Source organism: Duganella sp. CY15W (assembly GCF_009857555.1).
Taxonomy (GTDB): Bacteria; Pseudomonadota; Gammaproteobacteria; order Burkholderiales; family Burkholderiaceae_D; genus Rugamonas; species Rugamonas sacchari.
The window spans coordinates 1848028-1867712 of record NZ_WWCQ01000001.1 but is presented as its reverse complement, the minus strand read 5'-3'; the positions used below and the strand labels follow the sequence as shown (position 1 = coordinate 1867712).

Annotated in this window: 2 protein-coding genes; both read right to left on the bottom strand. The window is 64.1% G+C overall.

All coding sequences use genetic code 11. The features are described from left to right. Nucleotides 1-151 precede the first annotated feature (151 nt). Complete coding sequence (locus tag GTP58_RS08125; protein WP_161076972.1) at nucleotides 152-3658, bottom strand: non-ribosomal peptide synthetase; 3507 nt, start codon at nucleotides 3656-3658, stop codon at nucleotides 152-154. Continuing rightward, nucleotides 3655-19659, bottom strand: a complete 16005-nt coding sequence (locus tag GTP58_RS08120; protein WP_161076971.1) for a non-ribosomal peptide synthetase — start codon at nucleotides 19657-19659, stop codon at nucleotides 3655-3657. The genes GTP58_RS08125 and GTP58_RS08120 overlap by 4 nt, the downstream gene beginning before the upstream one ends. Nucleotides 19660-19685 lie beyond the last annotated feature (26 nt).

Genomic DNA, 19685 nt, shown 5'->3' with positions numbered 1-19685 from the left:
AGTTTCAGCGAGGCGATCACATTCGGCGTCATGAAGCCACGCGCCGCCTTGATGACCAGTTCGCCTTGCTCCACCCTTACTTCGACCTGGTTTTCGCCAAACAGCTCGATCAGGCCCTGTGCATTCATGGCGCTGTTTTCTACTTCCATGTTCATAGTCGGAACTCCTCGGTTTCTTCGTTTTCTGGGATAGTGGATGCCGCAAACGCCGCTGGAATAGCGTTGCGCGGCACGTCAATGGCATGCGAACCGGATGTTGGCGATAGCTGAATGGCGGCTGCCATGGCCGCCAGGCCGGGATGGGCGAACAGCGCGCGGATGTCGAGCGACCAGCCGCGTTGGCGTAACTGCTCCAACAAACGGATCGCCAGCAGGGAGTGACCGCCGAGCTCGAAGAAGTGGTCGCGGCGGCTGATACGTTCGATGCCGAGCAGTTCGCTCCAGATCTGTGCCAATGCCTGTTCGATCTCACCGGCCGGCGCTTCATATGCGAGACGGATGAAGGCGCCGCCGTCGGGGGCGGGCAAGGCTTTGCGGTCCAGCTTGCCGTTCGGGCTGAGCGGCAGCGCGTCCAGCTGCACATAGGCGGCCGGGATCATGTAGTCTGGCAGATGCTTGCCCAGTTCGGCGCGCAGGAATGCCGCATCAGTGGCGCCGTCCTGCACCACATAGGCGATCAGCCCGGCGCCGTCGGCACGGGCGATCACGACCGCTTCGCGCACGCCGGGCTGGCGTACCAGCTGCGCCTCGATTTCGCCCAACTCGATGCGGAAACCGCGCAGTTTGACCTGGAAATCATTCCGGCCCAGGTAGTCGACCGCGCCGTCCGCGCGCCAGCGGCCAAGGTCGCCGGTGCGGTACATGCGCCCGCCAGCGACAAAGGGATCGGCCAGGAAGCGTTCTTGCGTCAGCTGAGGCCGGTTCAGATAGCCACGCGCCACCTGCGCGCCGCCGATGTAGACCTCGCCCGCCACACCGACCGGCACCGGGCGCTGATATTCGTCGAGGATATAGATATGGGTGTTGGCAATTGGGTGGCCAATCGGTACTGCCGTGGTTTCTTTACCCGTGCATGCCCATGCCGTGACGTCCACCGCTGCCTCAGTCGGGCCGTAGAGGTTGTGCAACTCCGCCTGCGGCAGCTGGGTGTGAACGCCGTGCACCAGTGCGGCCGGCAACGCTTCGCCGCTGCAGATCACGCGCTGGATGCTGGTGCACTGTGCCACCACCTCTGGCTGGCTCAGGAATACTTGCAGCATCGATGGCACGAAGTGCAGCGTGGTGACACCGGTTTCGCGAATGATGTCACCCAGGTAGGCCGGATCTTTGTGGCCGTCAGGACGCGCGACCACCAGTTGCGCGCCACTCATGAGCGGCCAGAAGAATTCCCATACCGAGACATCGAAGCTGAAAGGCGTCTTTTGCAGCACCACATCCTGCGCGCCGAGCCCGTAAGTCTGCTGCATCCACTGCAAGCGGTTGACGATGCCGCGATGTTCATTCATCGCGCCTTTCGGCTGGCCCGTGGAGCCGGACGTGTAGATGACGTAGGCCAGGTGCTGCGATCCCAGCCCCGCGTCAGCTGGCGCCAGGTTGTCGGAGTCATAGGTGGCCAGCATCGCTGTGGTCGCGCTGGCATTGAGCGCCAGGTGGGCCTGGGCAGGATCTGGCAGGCGAGCGCTCAGGCTGGTCTGCGTCAGCACGACGACCGGTGCGCTGTCGGCCAGCATATGCGCCAGACGGTCATCCGGGTAAGCCGGATCCAGCGGCACATAGGCGCCGCCCGCTTTTATGACAGCCAGCAACGCGACGACCATAGCGTCGCTACGCTCCAGCATCACGCCGACCAGACGGTCCGGCCCGACGTCAAGCCGGCGCAGGTGACGGGCCAACTGGTTGGCTTGTGCATTCAATGCTGCATAACTGAGCTGATGCTGCTCGAAGCGCACGGCAATGGCGTTCGGCGTGCGGACAACCTGTTGTTCGACCAGCTCATGCAGCATCGCCGCCGGATAATCGGTGGCCGTGTCGTTGAATCCGTACAGCACTTCATGGCGTTCTGTCGCTGGCAACACTTGGACCTGCGTCAATGGCAGCTGCGGATTGCGCTCCAGCGCATCGACCAGCGCTTCCAGCGATTGCAGCATGAACGCGGCCACACGCTGTGCCGGCACACTGTCATGAATTTCCACGCTCAGCGTAAAACTCTCGCCCAAATCATCAACATGCAGCACAAACGGGTAGTTGGTGCGGTCATGACCACCCAGATGTTCAATCCCTTCGAGGATGACGCCGCCGCCCTCCTCTTCATGGCTGTAACGGTAGTTCAGCAAGCTGGTGAACAAAGGAGTGTTGGCTGGCAGCGCGCTGCAGCGCTGAGCCAGAGGCAGCGGTGCATGTTCATGCCGCAGCAGTTCGATCAGCGCGCCGTGGGTGCGCTTGAGACCCTGCTCGACCTGATCGCTGTCCAGGCGTACGCGCAATGGCAGTGTGTTGAGGAACATGCCAATCGCCCGCGCGATGGAAGCGCCACCAAGCATGCGGCCAAACAGCACGGTGCCAAACACGACGTCCTCGCGGCCCGTGCACAGCGACAGTACCTTGGCCCAGGCCAGATGGAACAGGCTGGCCGCGCTGACGCCGCGTATCTTCACCTGCGAGCGCAGCCGTGCTGCAAGTGCAGGCGTCAGCTGTGCCGTAGCCTTGCCGATGCGCGCCTCAGTCCCTTGCACGTCCAGCAGGCCGAACGGTGCGGTGGGTTCATCCACATCGCCCAGCATGCGGCGGAAGTATTCTTCATGCCGGGCCAGATCCATACCCTGCCGCGCTTGCGCGACGAAACGGCGGAATGGCACCGGCGCAGGCAAGGCAGCCTGCCGGCCCTCGAGCATCAGGACGATTTCTTCGATCAACAGCGCCGAAGCGGTGTGATCGAGTATCAAATGATGGTGCAGCAGCTGCAACAGCCAGGTCTGGGTGGACGTATCGGCTATTGCATAAGCCGCCAGCATCGGCGCCTGCCGGACATCCAGCCGCAGGTGCTGAGGATCGGCGTACGCCTGCAACTGGCTCAATGCGTCGCCGGCGTGGGGATCGGCCGCCAGCATCTGCACCTCAACATGCGCCTGCCGCCACACCACCTGCACCGGGTCGGTCAACCCTTCCCAATGCACGGCGGTACGCAGGATGTCGTGGCGCGTGATGACCTGGTTCAGCGCGGCCACAAAACCGTCCAGCCGCGCGCGGCTGTCGAAGCGCAGCAAGGTGGGGATCACATACATATCGCCTTCTGCCTGCACGCGGTGGTGGAACAGAATGCCTTCCTGTAGCGGCGCCAGTGGGTAGATGTCCTGGATGTTGGCCGCGCCGCCCGGTGTGGCGCGCACCAGCTGGTCGATCTGCGCCGGTTCCAGCGTGACCAATGGCAGCATGTCCGGCGTAATCGTCTGTGTTCCTTCCGGAATCACATAGTGCATGGGATCGGCGCTGGCGCGCTGTTTCAGCAGCTCGATCAGATTGTGTTTGTGTGAACGTAGCGATGCCATCAGTTCGTTATCCGCAAGCTTGCGCTGGTCGCCCACCACCGATAGCTTGTCCCCGTTCAGACGCAGCGAGATGCCAACCGCGTCCAGCTTGTCCAGCAGTTCTATTGCACTCACAGTTCGACCTCCTCAAGTTGAATAGTTGAGCTAGCCAAATGCGCCAGACTCGGTGCGTTGAAGATCATCTGCACATCGGCCTGGAGCTGCTTTTCGCTCATCTCGTAGATCAGCTGGATGGCCAATGCCGAATGCCCTCCCAGTTCGAAGAAGTTGTCGTGCCGCCCCACGCGCTCGGCGCCCAGCAGACCGGCCCAGATGGCGGCCAGCTTCTGTTCCACCTCGCCGACGGGCGCTTCGTAGCTGCGCTGCACCAGGCCCTGGCCCTCAGGCGCGGGCAAGGCCTTGCGGTCCAGCTTGCCGTTAGGCGTGAGCGGCAACGCCGGCAATGCCACATACGACGCGGGTAGCATGTAGTCGGGCAGCTGGGTGCTCAGGTCATTGCGGAGACTGGCCGGATCTGGCGCCGGTGCGTCCGCTTCCGGGACGATGTAAGCCACCAGGCGCTGGTCGCCCGGACTGTCTTCACGCGCGATCACGACCGCTTGCCGGACGCCGCTCAGCCGTGCCAGACGCGCTTCGATCTCGCCCAGTTCGATGCGGAAGCCGCGGATCTTGACCTGGAAGTCGTTACGGCCCAGGTATTCGATGGTGCCGTCAGCCCGCCAGCGACCCAGGTCGCCGGTCTTGTACATGCGGCCCTCACTGTCAGACGAGAACGGATCGCGGACGAAGCGTTCGGCCGTCAGTTCCGGCCGGTGCAGATAACCTCGTGCGACGCCAGACCCGCCGATGTAGATTTCACCGGGGGCGCCCAGCGGCACGGGCTGGTGCTGCGCGTCCAGCAGGTAAATCCTGGCGTTCGGCATGACGCTGCCCACTTGCGGTACGTCGCCGGTGATCGGGCCGCAGGCAGCGTCCACGCTGCACTCGGTGGGACCGTACATATTGAAGAACGCAACGTCCGGGAATGCCGCCAGCGTGCGCCAGGTTGCCGCGTCGATAGCCTCGCCACCCAGCAGCAGCTTGCGCAGCGACGGCACCCGCTGTTGCCCCAATCCGGCCCCTTGCATCATGCGCAAATGGGATGGCGTACACTCCATGGCCTCGATGCCATGCTGTTCCAGGTAGCCGAGCAAGGCGCCAGCGTCGAGCCGCGTCTCTTCCGGCAACAGGAACACGCTGCGGCCCATGGTTAGCTGGCCCCAGGCCTTCACCGCCATATCGAAACCAAATGACGAATTCCAGGCGATGCGGCGGCAATCCGGCGCCGTCCCGTGGATGCGCTCTTCCAGGCCGCGCAAGAAGGTCAGCACATTACGATGCTCGACCATGACGCCCTTCGGCGTGCCCGTTGAGCCGGAGGTGTAGATCACATAGGCCAGGTGCGCAGCGTTGAGCTGCACATCCGAAGCCAGCGGATTGCTGGCTGGCGCTGCCGCCCATGGCGCCACTTCCCACGCCGTGGCATCCACCGCGATGACTGGGCAGGCTGGCGGCTGGTTCAGGCGGCCGCGCAGTTTTACCTGGGTCAGCACCGCCACCGGCGCGCTGTCCTCCAGCATATGCGCGATGCGTTCGTCGGGGTGGACCGGGTCCAGCGGCACGTAGGCCGCGCCCGCCTTGAGCGTGGCCAGCAGGCTGACCACCATGTCGATGCTGCGATCAAGGTATAAGGCCACCCGGTCATCCGGCCGTACGCCGAGCGAGCGCAGATGGTGCGCCAGCTGATTCGCGCGCTGGTTGAGGGCGCCGTAGCTCAGTTGCTGCCCTTCGTAGAACACCGCCAGCGTGTCCGGTTGTGCCGCGGCCTGTTCTTCAAACAAGGCGTGAATCAGGGTTTTGGTCGGATAACCGCGCTGCGTCGCGTTGAAGCCTTGCAGCAGCAGTTCGCGCTCCTCCTCGCCCAGCAGCGGGATCTGATCGATGCGCTGGCTGTCGTCGGCCACCATGGCGCTGAGCATGGTCTGCAGGTAGTCCCAATGACGCTGTATCGTGCCGTGTTCGAACAGCGCGGTGGCGTAATTGAGCTGGCCGACAATGCTGTCACCCGCATCTTCCAGGTCCAGCGACAGGTCGAACTGCGCGCTGCCGGCGCTATTGCCAACGCTTTCCAGAGTGAGCCCGTCCAGATCGACGCGCACTTCGGGCGTGTTTTGCCAGGCCAGCCGAACCTGATAGACCGGGTTGTAGGCCATGGAGCGGGTTGGATTGAGCGCCTCCACCACTTGTTCGAATGGCACATCGCGATGGTTTTGCGCCTGCAAGGCCAGCTGCCGGGACTGCGCCAGCAGTTCGCTCACGCTCAGCGGCCCCTCCAGATCGAAGCGGATTGCCTGTGCATTGACGAAAAAGCCGATCAATGGCTCCAGCTCGGCCCGGTTACGCCCTGCTTCCGAACTGCCAATCACTATCTGCGACTGTCCGCTGAGCTTCGCCAGCACGGCGGCCCAGGCGCCCAGCACCGTCATATACAAGGTGGCGCCGTGGCGCTGGCTCAGCGTGCGCAGTTTTCGGCTGAGCTCCTTGTCCAGCGCGACCTGCAAGGTGGCGCCGCGATAATCCTGCGTTGCCGGACGCGGATGGTCGGTTGGCAAGCTGATGAGTTCCGGAATATCCTGCAGCTGCTGCACCCAGTATTGCAATTGCTGGCGCAGCACCGGCCCTTGCAGCCATTCGCGCTGCCATGCGGCGTAGTCGGCATACTGGATCGCCAGCGGCGCCAAGGGCATAGGCTGGCCATTGCGGAATGCGCGGTACAGCGACGAGAACTCGCTGGCCAGCACGCTCAACGACCAGCCGTCCGAGATGATGTGGTGCATCGTCACCAGCAGCAGGTGGTCATCATCGGCCAGGCGCAGCAGGTGGGCGCGGATCAACGGACCCTGGCTCAGGTCGAATGGTGCGACTGCCTCTTGCCGGCAGATGGCTTGCAGTTCGTCCTCGCCGATGCCGGTTAGATCGCTGTATTGAAGCGCAAGGTCCTGGAACGTGCCGATCACCTGGCCCGGCTGGCCGCCCGTGACGACAAAACGGGTACGCAGGACTTCGTGGCGCTCCACGATGCCGGACACGGCGGCATGCAGCGCCGCCCGGTCCAGCGCACCGCGCAGACGCAATGCGCCTGGAATGTGGTAGGCCGCGTGGGCTTGCGCATCAATCTGGGTGACGTACCACAGCCGCTGCTGCGAATACGACAAGGGCAACGGTGCGCCACGGTCTGCCGGCACGATGTCACTCAGCGTATTCTGGCCGGCGACCGCTACCTGGGTCGCCAGTTCAGCCAGCTGCGGATGGGCAAACAGCGCCGCCAGCGGCAATTCGATATCGAGCTGCTGGCGCAACTGTGAAATCAGCCGCACTGCCAGCAGCGAATGGCCGCCCAGCTCGAAGAAATTGTCCTGGCGTCCCACTTGCTCGATCCCCAGCAATTCGGACCAGATCCGCGCCAGCACCTGCTCGATTTCGCCTTGTGGCGCCTCATAGGTGTGCTGGATGTAGGCGTCGCTGTCCGGCGCCGGCAGTGCTTTGCGGTCCAGCTTGCCGTTTGGCGTCAGCGGCAGCGCCTCCAGCGGTACATAGGCCAGCGGCACCATGTATTCTGGCAGACGCTCGGCCAGTTGCGTGCGCAGCTGTACCGGATCGGGACGCGGCGCATCAGGGGTGGCCACCACATAGGCCACCAGGCGCTTGTCGCCGGGCCGGTCTTCGCGGGCGATCACCACGGCCTCATGCACGCCGTCCAGACGCGCCAGCTGGGTTTCGATCTCGCCGAGCTCGACGCGGAAGCCGCGCAGCTTGACCTGGAAGTCGTTACGGCCCAGGAACTCGAGCGTGCCATCCGCGCGCCAGCGGCCCAGGTCGCCGGTCTTGTACATGCGGCCGTGTGCCACAAACGGATCGGCCAGGAAGCGCTCTTCGGTCAGCTCGGGCCGGTTCAGATAACCACGCGCCACCTGCACGCCCCCGATGTACAGCTCGCCAGCCACGCCCAGCGGCACTGGCTGGCGGTACGCATCTAGCACATAGACGCGGCTATTGGTAACGGGCCGGCCGATATTGCCGGGCTGATATTGTGGTGCGCAACGGGCGACCGTCACGTTGATCGTGGTTTCGGTCGCGCCATAGGCGTTGCTCAAGGCAGGACGATGGCCGGGGCGCTGCCACCAGGCGTCAAACGCCGCAGTGCTGGCGCCATCGCCGCCAATCACGATGTGACGCAGGTGGGAGGGAATCGCGACTTCCGGCTCCAGCGCCAGCCGCTGCCAGAACAGCGGCGGCAGATTGGCGACGGTCAGCGCGTGCTCGGCGCACAGCTGGCACCAGCCTTGCGGGTCTGTCACCCAGGCGTCGGTGCGCAGGACCAGGGTTGCGCCATGCAGCAAGGCGCTGAAGATTTCCTCGACCGACACGTCGAACGTCAGCGCGCAGAATTGCAATACCCGGTCTTCCGGCGTAAAGCCATACAGCTCGTTCAGGACCGCCGCCTGATGCCACAGGTGGCGATGCTCGACCATTACGCCTTTGGGCTTGCCGGTCGAACCCGAGGTGTAGATCACATAGGCCAGATGCGACGCATCGAGCTGGACATCAGCAGGCTCCGGATTGCGGGCCGACAGCGTGCCCCAGGCGGCCTGTTCCTCCGCCTCGCTGTCGATCACGATGGCGCGGCAGCCGGGCGGGAGTGCCAGCCGGTGTTGCAGATGCGGCTGCGTCAGCACCACCGACGGTGCGCTGTCTTGCAGCATATACGCCAGCCGTTCGTCGGGATACACCGGATCGAGCGGCACATAGGCGCCGCCCGCTTTCAGCGTTGCCATCAGGGCGATCATCATGTCGATGCTGCGCTCCATGTACAGCGCGACGCGGTCGTCCGGACGCACGCCCAGCGCGCGCAGATAGTGGGCCAGCTGGTTGGCCTGGGCGTTGAAGGCGCCATAGCTCAGCTGCTGCGTGCCGTGCATCAGCGCCAGCACATCGGGCTGGGTGGCAGCCTGCTGCTCGAACAGCGTGTGCACCAGCTGCGGTGCGCCGTGCGGACGCTGCGTCGCATTGAAGCCGTCCAGCACCAAGGCGCGCTCGGCATCGCCAGGCAGCGTGATCTGCTCGACGCTCTGGCGCTGGTCGGCGGCCATCGCCCGCAGCATCGCTTGCACGTAGCCCCAGTGGCGCTGGATGGTACTTTCATCGAATAGCGCGGTGGCGTAGTTAAGCTGGCCGACGATGCGGTCGCCCGCTTCTTCCAGGTCCAGCGACAGGTCGAAGGAGGCGCTGCCGGGCAAGCTATCCAGGCGTTCCACGGCCAGATCCGCAAGATCAAGCGCCACGTCCGGCGTGTTATGCCATGTCAGCATCAGCTGGAACACCGGGTGATGGGACATGGAGCGCGTCGGGTTCAGCGCTTCCACCACCTGCTCGAACGGCACTTCGTGCAGCTCTTGCGCGCGCAGCGCCGTCTGCCGGACTTGCGCCAGCAGCGCGGCCACGCTGGGGCCACCGTCCAGATCGATCTTGAGCGCTTGCGTGTTGACGAAGAAGCCAATCAGCGGCTCCAGCTCGATGCGGTTGCGGCCGGCATGCGAGGTGCCGATCACGACTTCGCTCTGGCTGTTCAGGCGCGCTACCACGGCGGCCCAGGCAGCCAGCACGGTCATGTAGAGCGTCGTGCCATGCTGGTTGCAGAGGTCGCGCAGCGCCCTGCTCAGGCCGGCGTCCAGGCTGACTTCGATGCTGGCGCCGCGATAATCCTGCAGTTCTGGCCGAGGACGGTCGGTCGGCAGCGTCACCAGCGCGGGCGCCCAGCGCAGCGGTTCGACGCAGGCTTGCAGCTTGTCCTGGATCAGCAAGCCTTGCAGCCATTGCTGCTGCCATGCGGCGTAGTCCGCGTACTGGATCGCCAACGGTGGCAGCTGGTTTTCTTCGCCGAGCCGCAAGGCACGGTAGGCGGCGGAGAATTCGCGCATCAGCACACTGAGCGACCAGCCGTCAGAGATGATGTGATGCATGGTCACCAGCAGCACATGGTCGTCATCGGCCAGGCGCAGCAGATGGCCGCGGATCAGCGGCCCCGCCGCCAGGTCGAACGGTGCTGCTGCCAGCGTGGCGCACAGCTGGTCCAGCGCCGGCAGCGTCGTATCGAGGTGCTCCAGCAGGAAAGGCTGAGCTGCATCGATCACCTGCCACGGCTGGCCATCGACCGTGACAAAGCGTGTACGCAGCGATTCATGGCGGCCGATCACGCTGTCGAGCGCGCTCTGCAACGCGGCCTGATCGAGCGGCCCGCGCAGGCGCAACGCGCCGGGAATGTGGTAGGCCGCACTGGCTTGCGCGTCCATACGGTCGATAAACCACAGGCGCCGCTGGGCATAGGACAGCGGCAACGGCGCGCTGCGGTCGACTGGCGTGATGGCAGCCAAGGTGCTGCGGTTGGCGAGCGCCACCTGTGCGGCCAGCGCCGCCAGTTGCGGATGCGCAAACAGTGTCGCCAGCGGCAACTCCACATTCAGCTGCTGCCGCACCTGGGAAACCAGGCGTACGGCCAGCAGGGAATGCCCGCCCAGCGCGAAGAAGTTGTCTTCACGGCCGATCTGTTCTACGCCCAGCAATGCGGACCAGATCCGTGCCAGCACCTGCTCATTCTCGCCCTGCGGTGCGGCGTACGCACGCTGGATATGGCCTGCGCCTTCCGGTGCCGGCAGCGCGTTGCGGTTCAGCTTGCCGTTTGGCGTCAGCGGCAGCGCGTCGAGCGGGATGTAGATGAGCGGCACCATGTAGTCCGGCAGGCGTTCGGCCAGCTGCGAATGCAGCTGTGCCGGCGCCAGAGGCGGCGCATCGGGTACAGCGACCACATACGCCACCAGGCGGATATCACCGGGACGGTCTTCGCGCGCAATGACGGCGGCTTCGCGCACGCCAGGCAACCGTGCCAGCTGAGTTTCGATTTCACCCAGCTCGATGCGATAGCCGCGCAGCTTGACCTGGAAGTCATTACGGCCGAGGAAGTCCATCGTGCCGTCCGCACGCCAGCGCCCAAGGTCGCCGGTTTTGTACAGGCGTCCGTGATCGACAAACGGATCGGCCAGGAAACGCTCCTCGGTCAACTCTGGCCGGTTCAGGTAGCCGCGCGCCACCTGCGCGCCGCCGATATAGATCTCGCCAGCCACGCCCAGCGGCACTGGCTGGCGGTGCGCGTCCAGCAGATACAGCCGGCTGTTGGCGATTGGCGCGCCGATCGGCGGCAAATCGTCCCACGCATCGGGATCGCCTTCGAGTACATGCGCGCTGACCACGTGGGTTTCAGTCGGCCCGTAGTGGTTGTGCAGACGCACCCCGGTGTGGCTGGCGCACATGCGCCGGATGGCCGGTGTGAGCCGCAGTTGCTCGCCGGCGGTGATCACGTCCTGCAGCATCGGCAGCGGCGCCGCCCGCTGCGACCACAGTTCGCTGAGATGGTTCAGGGCGATATATGGCAGGAACATGCGCTCGATGGACTGTCCGCCCAGCCATTCAGCCAGCGCAGGCAAATCCTGCCGCAGGGCTTCACGCAGCAGCACCAGCGTGCCGCCGCTGGACAGGGTCGAGAAAACTTCCTGGAACGCGACGTCGAAGCCCAGTGCTGCGAACTGCAGCGTGCGCGCCGGTTCCGGCAGCTGTTCCTGTTGCCAGGCCAGCAGCTGGACCAGGCCGCGGTGCGGCATCGCTACGCCTTTCGGTACGCCGGTGGAACCGGATGTATAGATCACATAAGCCAGGTTCTCGGATTGCAGGCCAATGCCATCCGCCGTCAGGTTGCTGACGTCGTTCGTGGACCACGGCTGCTGATCCTCAAGCAGCAGCACCGCCGCTTGCGCGCTATCGAGACGCTTGAGCAGGGTTTGCTGGGTCAGCAGCACCACCGGCTGGCTGTCGCGCAGCGTCAGCGAGAGGCGCTCGTCCGGGTAGCTTGGGTCAAGCGGCACGTAGGCGCCGCCGGCTTTCAACGTGGCGACCATGGCAATGACCATGGCCAGGCTACGTTCCGCACAGATGGCGACGCGCGCATCTGGACCAACGCCGAGGCTGCGCAAATGGCGGGCCAGCTGGTTGGCTTGCTCATTCAACTGGCGATAGCTCAGCCATTCTCCATCAAGTTCCAGCGCTGTACGCTCTGGATGAAGTGCCGCCTGCTGTTCGAAAGCCTGGTGCACCAGAGCTGGAACGTGGTAGCGGCGTTGCGTGTCATTGAAGCGATGCAGCACCAGGTCACGCTCGGCTTCCGGCAATGCTGCAATGCCGTGCATCGGCGTGTGCGGCGCCTGTTCCAGTGCTGTCGCCAGCCCTTCCAGCACCCGCTGCATGAAGCCGATAATGCGCTGCGCCGATACGGAAACATGGATTTCGGCGGTCAAGGCAAAGCCCGCGCCCAGGTCGTCGACATACAGGCCGAACGGATAATTGGTGCGATCGCGCACGCCAAGGAAGCGCACGCCTTCCAGCACTTCAACCTCGTCCACTTCCGCCGTGTGGCTGTGACGATAGTTCAGCAGCGCCGAGAACAGCGGCGTACTGGCCGGCAGGCCGCTGCAACGCTGGGCCAGCGCCAGTGCGGCATGCTCATGTTGCAGCAGTTCCGTCAACGCCGTTTGTACTTGCGACAGTCCAGTTTCGACATCACTGTCACCAAGCGAAACGCGCAGCGGCAAGGTGTTGATGAACATGCCGACGGCCCGGTCGGCCCCTTCCCCGCCCTGCATACGCCCGAACAGTACCGTGCCGAAAACGACGTCCGCGCTTCCCGTGCACTGCGCCAGCACCTGCGCCCACGCCAGATGGAACAGGCTGGCCGCGCTCATGCCGCGCCGGCTCGCCTGGCGGCGCAAGCGCGTCGCCAGCTCACTCGGCAACGTGAGGCGCGCTTGTGCGACTTGCGAACCATCGCCCTGCACATCCAGGATGCCAAACGGCGCGCAAGGTTCAGTGACGTCGCCAAGCATCTTGCGGAAGAATGCTTCGTGCTCAGCCTCGCTGGCGCCCAGCCGTGCGTGGGCCACGAAATTCCGGTATGGAACCGGTTCAGGCAGGCTGGATTCGCGTCCCTGCTGGATCAGGGCGATTTCCTGGGTAAGGACTTCCAGCGTCGTATGGTCCATGACCAGATGGTGATACAGCAGCTGCAACAGCCAGCGCTGGCCTTGGGCGTCAACAGCGGCAAAGCCGTGCAGCATCGGCGCATGGCTGAGGTCCAGTGTGAACCGGCGCGGATCGGCATGCTGTAGCAGTTGGGCTTCGACGTCGCCGTCAAATGCCAGCAGCTGAATATTGAATGGCGCTTCCCGCCACACCACCTGCACCGGTTCGGCCAAGCCTTGCCAGTGGACCGCGGTGCGCAGGATGTCGTGGCGTGCGATGACCGTACCCAGTGCGGCAACGAAAGCAGCGTATCTTTCCTGGCTATCAAAGCTCAGCAGGGTTGGCAGAACGTAGGCGTTGCCTTCGGTCTGTAGTAGATGGTGGAACAATATGCCCGTTTGCAGCGGCGCCAGCGGGTAGATGTCCTGGATGTTGGCGATGCCGCCTGGTGTCGCCTCGACGATTCTGGCAATCTGGGTTTCATCGAGATCCACCAGCGGCAGCATGGCGGGCGTGATGGCCCTGGAATCTCGCTGGATGGCGTTGGGCGGCACCTGGACTGCGGACTGCGCCAACTGGTTGGTCGCCTGAATCGCCGCTGCCATGCCAGCCAGGCCAGGATGGGCAAACAGCGAGCGGATGTCGAGCGACCAGCCGTTTCGGCGCAGCTGTTCCAGCAGGCGGATTGCCAGCAGGGAGTGGCCGCCAAGTTCAAAGAATTGCTCGTGCCGGCTGATGCGCTCGATGCCGAGCAGTTCGCTCCAGATCTGTGCCAGCGCCTGTTCGACCTCACCGACAGGCGCTTCGTACGCCAGACGGGTGAAAGCGCCGTCATCCGGTGCCGGCAAGGCTTTGCGGTCCAGCTTGCCGTTCGGGCTGAGCGGCAGCGCGGCCAGCTGCACATAGGCGGCCGGGATCATGTAGTCCGGCAGATGCTTGCCCAGTTCGGCGCGCAGGACTGCTGCATCGGTGGCGCCGTCCTGCACCACGTAGGCGATCAGCCCGGCGCCGTTGGCACGGGCGATCACGACCGCTTCGCGCACGCCGGGCTGGCGCACCAGTTGCGCCTCGATTTCGCCCAGTTCGATGCGGAAACCACGCAGCTTGACCTGGAAGTCATTCCGGCCCAGGTAGTCGACCGCGCCGTCAGCGCGCCAGCGGCCAAGGTCGCCGGTGCGGTACATGCGCCCGCCAGCGACAAAGGGATCGGCCAGGAAGCGTTCTCGCGTCAGCTGAGGCCGGTTCAGATAGCCACGCGCCACCTGCACGCCGCCGATATAGACCTCGCCCGCCACACCGACCGGCACCGGACGCTGATATTCGTCGAGGATATAGATATGGGTGTTGGCAATCGGGCGTCCAATCGGCACCGCCGTGGTTTCTTCGCCGGTGCATGCCCATGCGGTGACGTCCACCGCTGCCTCGGTCGGGCCGTACAGATTGTGCAGCTCGGCCTGCGGCAGCTGGCTGCGAACGCCGTGCACCAGTGCGGCTGGCAACGCTTCACCGCTGCAGATCACGCGCTGGATGCTGGTGCACTGTGCCACCACCTCCGGCTGGCTCAGGAATACTTGCAGCATTGACGGCACGAAGTGCAGCGTGGTGACCCCGGTTTTACGGATGATGTGGCCCAGGTAGGCCGGATCTTTATGGCCTTCTGGACGCGCGACCACCAGTTGCGCACCACTCATGAGCGGCCAGAAGAATTCCCACACCGAGACATCAAAGCTGAAAGGCGTTTTTTGCAGTACCACATCCTGCGCGCCGAGCCCGTAAGTTTGCTGCATCCACTGCAAGCGGTTGACGATGCCGCGATGTTCGTTCATCGCGCCTTTCGGCTGGCCGGTGGAGCCGGAGGTGTAGATGACGTAGGCCAGGTGCTGCGATTCCAGCCCCGTTTCACTTGGTGCCAGATTGGAGCAGTCATAGGTGGCCAGCATCGCTGTGGTCGCGCTGGCATCGAGCGCAAGGTGGGCCTGGGCAGGATCTGGCAGGCGTGCGCTCAGGCTGGCCTGCGTCAGCACGACCACCGGTGCGCTGTCGGCCAGCATGTGCGCCAGACGGTCATCCGGGTAAGCCGGATCCAGCGGCACATAGGCGCCACCCGCTTTTACGACGGCCAGCAGCGCGATGACCATGGCGTCGCTACGCTCCAGCATCACGCCCACCAGACGGTCAGGCCCGACGCCAAGCTGGCGCAGGTGACGGGCGAGCTGGTTGGCTTGTGCATTCAATGCGGCATAACTGAGCTGATGCTGCTCGAAGCGCACGGCAATGGCGTCCGGCGTGCGGGCAACCTGCTGTTCGACCAGCTCATGCAGCAGCGCCACCGGATAATCGGTCGCCGTATCATTGAAGCCGTACAGTACTTGCTGGCGTTCTGCCGCTGGCAGCGCTTCGAGTTGCGCCAATGGCAGCTGCGGATTGCGCTCCAGCGCATCAACCAGCGCTTCCAGCGATTGCAGCATAAATGTGGCGACACGCTGCGCCGATACGCTATCGTGGACCTGAACCGTCAGCCCAAAGTCCTGGCCGAAATCATCGACATACAGACTAAACGGGTAATTCGTGCGGTCCCGGTCGCCGATGAACTCGATGCCATCAAGTAGTTCGGCGCCGCCGCCCTTGATCTGGCTATGGCGATAATTGAGCAACGCCGAGAACGGCGGCGTATTGGTCGGCAATGCGCTGCAACGCTGCGCCAAGGCCAGCGGCGCATGTTCGTGCCGCAGCAATGCCACCAGCGATGCATGCGTCTGCCGTAATCCCTGCTCCACCGTCTGCTCGCCTAAACGCGCACGAACCGGCAACGTGTTGATAAACAGGCCCATCGCCTGGTCGGCGCCAGCGCCACCCTGCAGACGGCCAAACAGCACTGTGCCGAACACAACATCATCGCGCCCCGTGCTCGCTGCCAGCACTTGCGCCAAAGCCAGGTGGAACACGCTTGCCGCACTGACGCCACGTGCCTTGGCCAGGCGTCGCAAACGTTGCGCCAGCGCAGATTCCAGCGCCAGCCTGACGTGCGCCAGATGCGAGCCATCGCCCTGCACGTCGACCAGCCCGAACGGTGCCGTCGCCTCGTCCACATCGCCCAGCATCTGGCGGAAGAAGGCTTCATGCTCGCTGGTACTGATGCCCAGCCGGGCCTGGGCGACAAAATTGCGGAACGGTACAGGCGCGGGCAGTTCGGCTGCACGGTCTTGCAGCAGCAGGCCCACCTCGGCAATCGCCAGTTCCAGCGCCGTGTGATCCAGTCCAATGTGGTGGTACAGCAGTTGTAGCCACCAGCGCTGGCCGTCTGCATCAGGCGCCACAAAACCACGCAGCATCGGGGCTTGGCGGACGTCGATACGCGCGTGCCTCAGTGCGGTATGTGCCTGGAGCTGGGTTGCCGTATCGCCTTGCGCGCTATCGAACGCCAGGTTTTCGATGTGCAGATGCGCCTCGCGCCAGACGACCTGCACCGGCTCGTCCAGACCTTCCCAAAGAATCGCCGTGCGCAGGATGTCGTGACGGGCGATGACCTGGTCCAGCGCAGCAAGGAAGTGGTCCAGACGTTGCTTGCTATCGAAGCGCAACAAGGTCGGCAGCACGTAAGTATCGCTGTCTGTCTGCAACAGGTGGTGGAACAGGATGCCTTCCTGGAGCGGCGCCAACGGATAAATGTCCTGGATGTTGGCGGCGCCGCCCGGCGTCGCCTGGACAATGCGGTCGATCTGGACGGCATCCAGCTGAATCAGTGGCAGCATGCCGGGCTGGATGGCCGTGCAATGCGGTGGAATCGCATTGGCGGGCACGTCTACTTCGGCCAGCCCCAGTTGCTGGCCCTGACGGATGGCTTCTGCCAGTGCAGATAGCGCAGGCTGCGCAAACAGGGCGCGGATATCGATGAACCAGTCGCGCCGGCGCAATTGTTCGACGAGCCGGATGGCCAGCAGCGAGTGCCCGCCGAGCTCGAAGAAATCGTCCTGACGGCCAACCTGGCCGACGCCCAGCAACTCCGACCAGATCTGGGCCAGCGTGATTTCGACCTCGCCAACGGGCGCTTCGTACGCGCGCTGGACGAAGGCATCGCCCGCCGGTGCCGGCAAGGCTTTGCGGTTTAGCTTGCCGTTGGGCGTCAGCGGCCAGGCGTCCAGTGTGACAAAAGCGGACGGCAGCATATATTCGGGCAGCTTGTCGGCCAGTGCTGCGCGTAATTGCGCCGGATCGGGCGTCCGCTCCGTGGCAAGGATGTAGGCTACCAGGCGCTTGTCGCCGGGTTGGTCTTCGCGCGCCACCACAGCCGCTTCGCGCACGCCGTTCAGCCGCGCCAGCTGCATTTCGATTTCGCCCAGCTCGATGCGGAAGCCGCGTATCTTGACCTGGAAGTCGTTGCGGCCCAGATAGTCAATCGCGCCGTCCTCGCGCCAGCGGCCCAGGTCGCCGGTCCTGTACATGCGCTCACCGTTGACGAAAGGATCGGCAAGGAAACGTTCCTCGCTCAGGTCGGGGCGTCCCAGATAGGCGCGCGCCACCTGCACGCCCGCGATATAGATTTCGCCCGCCACGCCTACCGGTACTGGTTGATGGTTGTCGTCGAGCAGGTACAGGCGGCAATTGGCGATGGGCGACCCGATTGGCGGCAGATTTTCCCAGCTGTCAGGGGCGCCAGTCAGCACGTGTGCTGTTACCACGTGGCTTTCGGTCGGACCGTAATGGTTGTGCAGGCGCGCCTGCGGGCACTGCGTGAACAGGCGACGGATCGCGGGAGTGACGCGCAACTGCTCGCCCGCCGTCATCAGGTCTTGCAAGGCGGGCAATGGCTGATCCTGCTGCGACCAGAGCTCGCTCAGGCTGTTGAGGGCGATGTACGGCAGGTACAGGCGTTGCAGGTTTTGCCGTCCCATCCAGTCGGCCAGTGCCGGCAGGTCCTGCCGCAGCGATTCGCTCAGCATCACCAGCGTGCCGCCGCTGCACAGGGTCGAGAAGATTTCCTGGAAGGCGACGTCGAAGCCAAGAGCTGCAAACTGCAGCGTGCGTGCTGGCAGCGGCAGATCATCACGCTGCCAGCGCAGCAGGTTGACCAGCGCGCTGTGCGGCATGCAAACGCCTTTCGGCAGGCCGGTCGAGCCTGAGGTGTAGAGCACATACGCCAGATTCGACGGGCTGAGCGCATCGGCTGGCAGATCGTTGAGGGAATAGTGGCGCCAAGGCGCATCGTCATCGGTGACGACCAGGTTGGCCTGGCCGGCGAAACGGTCACGCAGATGCTGCTGGATCAGCAAAGCGGCCGGTGCGCTGTCCTGCAGCATATGGGCCAGCCGTTCATCGGGCAGTACCGGGTCGAGCGGAACGTAGGCGCCGCCCGCTTTCAGCGTGGCGACTATGGCGACGATTAGGCCGATACCGCGTTCGAAGCACAAGGCCACGCGGTCATCGGGCTGCACGCCCAGTTCGCGCAGATAAAGCGCCAACTGGTTGGCCTGGCGGTTGAGCTCAACGTAGCTGAGCCGCTGTCCTTCATATTCCAGCGCGACTGCGTCAGGCGTCTGGCTCACCTGCTGTTCGAATAGTGCGTGAACGGTTGTTTCGGCGCCGTAGTCGCGCTGTTTGTTGTTGAAGGCCTCAATGACCAGCCGGTGCTCCGCATCATCCATCACAGGCAGTGCAAGCAAACTGGCTTCCGGCGCCGCGATTGCCGCCAGCGTGAATCGTTCGATGCGCGTGACGTGCTGGCGGACTTCATCCAGCGTCAGCAAGCCGGTGTCGAAATTGAACTCGATATGGACCGGCTTTTCCTGCTCGTAGTCCCTGACATAGATGCCGAGCGGCTGCCGCTCGTAGCCGTTATGCAGCGGGAAGGTTTTGGTCTGGATGTCCCCTTCAAACTGTAGGTCGCCCATAAAGCCCTCGACCGACAGCTGGATGTCGAACAGACCACGGCGGTCGCTGACGCCAGACAGCAGATGGCGATGGATCTCGGTCAGCGGGAAGCGCTGGTGCCGGTAGCCGCGTTTCAATTCAGCGGCAACATCCTGCAAAATACGGGAGAACGGCTGCTCGTGGTCAACCAGCACGCCGACCGGAATCACCGACGAGAACATGCCAACCGTGCGTCGCTGCGTGGCGCCAGTGCGGTTGTGTACCGGCATGCCGATCACCACTTCCCCGCTGCGATTGAATGTGCGCGAAAAGTAAGCCGCCAGCACCGCCATCAGGAAATGCGTGCTGGAGCCGCCATGTTCGGCGGCGACTTCATTCAGGCGCGTGTAGGCGGCGCGCTCCAGCTGCCACACGGCTTGTCCGAACGGACGCTCTGAGCGCCCTTTCCTGACGCCCGGCTCAAACAACGGCTCCGGCAGCTGGGCAAACCGCTCCAGCCAGAACTCGCGGTCTTTGACATAGCGGGGCGAGGTAAAGTACTCGCCATCCCAGGTGACGAAGTCGCTATAGGAAGGGACTGCCGCCTCCGGCGCCTGCTTGTGCAGCAGGCGGTTATAGGCTTCGACCAGCGCGCTGCCGAACAGGGAAATCGACATGCCATCCGATACCAGGTGGTGGAAGCAAACCAGCCACAGCGCACGGCCAGGGGCAATTTCCATCCAGTGCATGAACCACAGCCGCGAAGCGTACAGATCGAACGGCGTGCTGAATGCCTGTTTGATATGCGACCACGCGTGCGCCTCCGGATCTTCTTCGCCACGGAAGTCGAAGCGCTGCAGCGAAGGGCCGATCCCGGCCGCGAAGTGCTGCTGGCAGCCGTCTTCCCCCGGTTCCAGCACGATGCGCAGGGCGTCGCTGGTCTGGACCACGTGCTCGATGGCGGCCTCGAAACAGTCGAAGTCCAGTGAGCCATCTACCTGCACCACAATGCCGATGTTATAAGAAGGCAGGTCTGGCGCGAGGGACTGATCCAGCCAAACCGCGTGCTGGGGCGAACTGAGTGGGTAGAGAGCTTCGCTGTTCATAGACGTGAGACTTTCCTTGTTGGTGG

What these genes read in the sequence shown, in the direction of transcription:
- GTP58_RS08120 (WP_161076971.1), bottom strand. Translation starts at nt 19,659, where the DNA reads ATGAACAGCGAAGCTCTCTACCCACTCAGTTCGCCCCAGCACGCGGTT.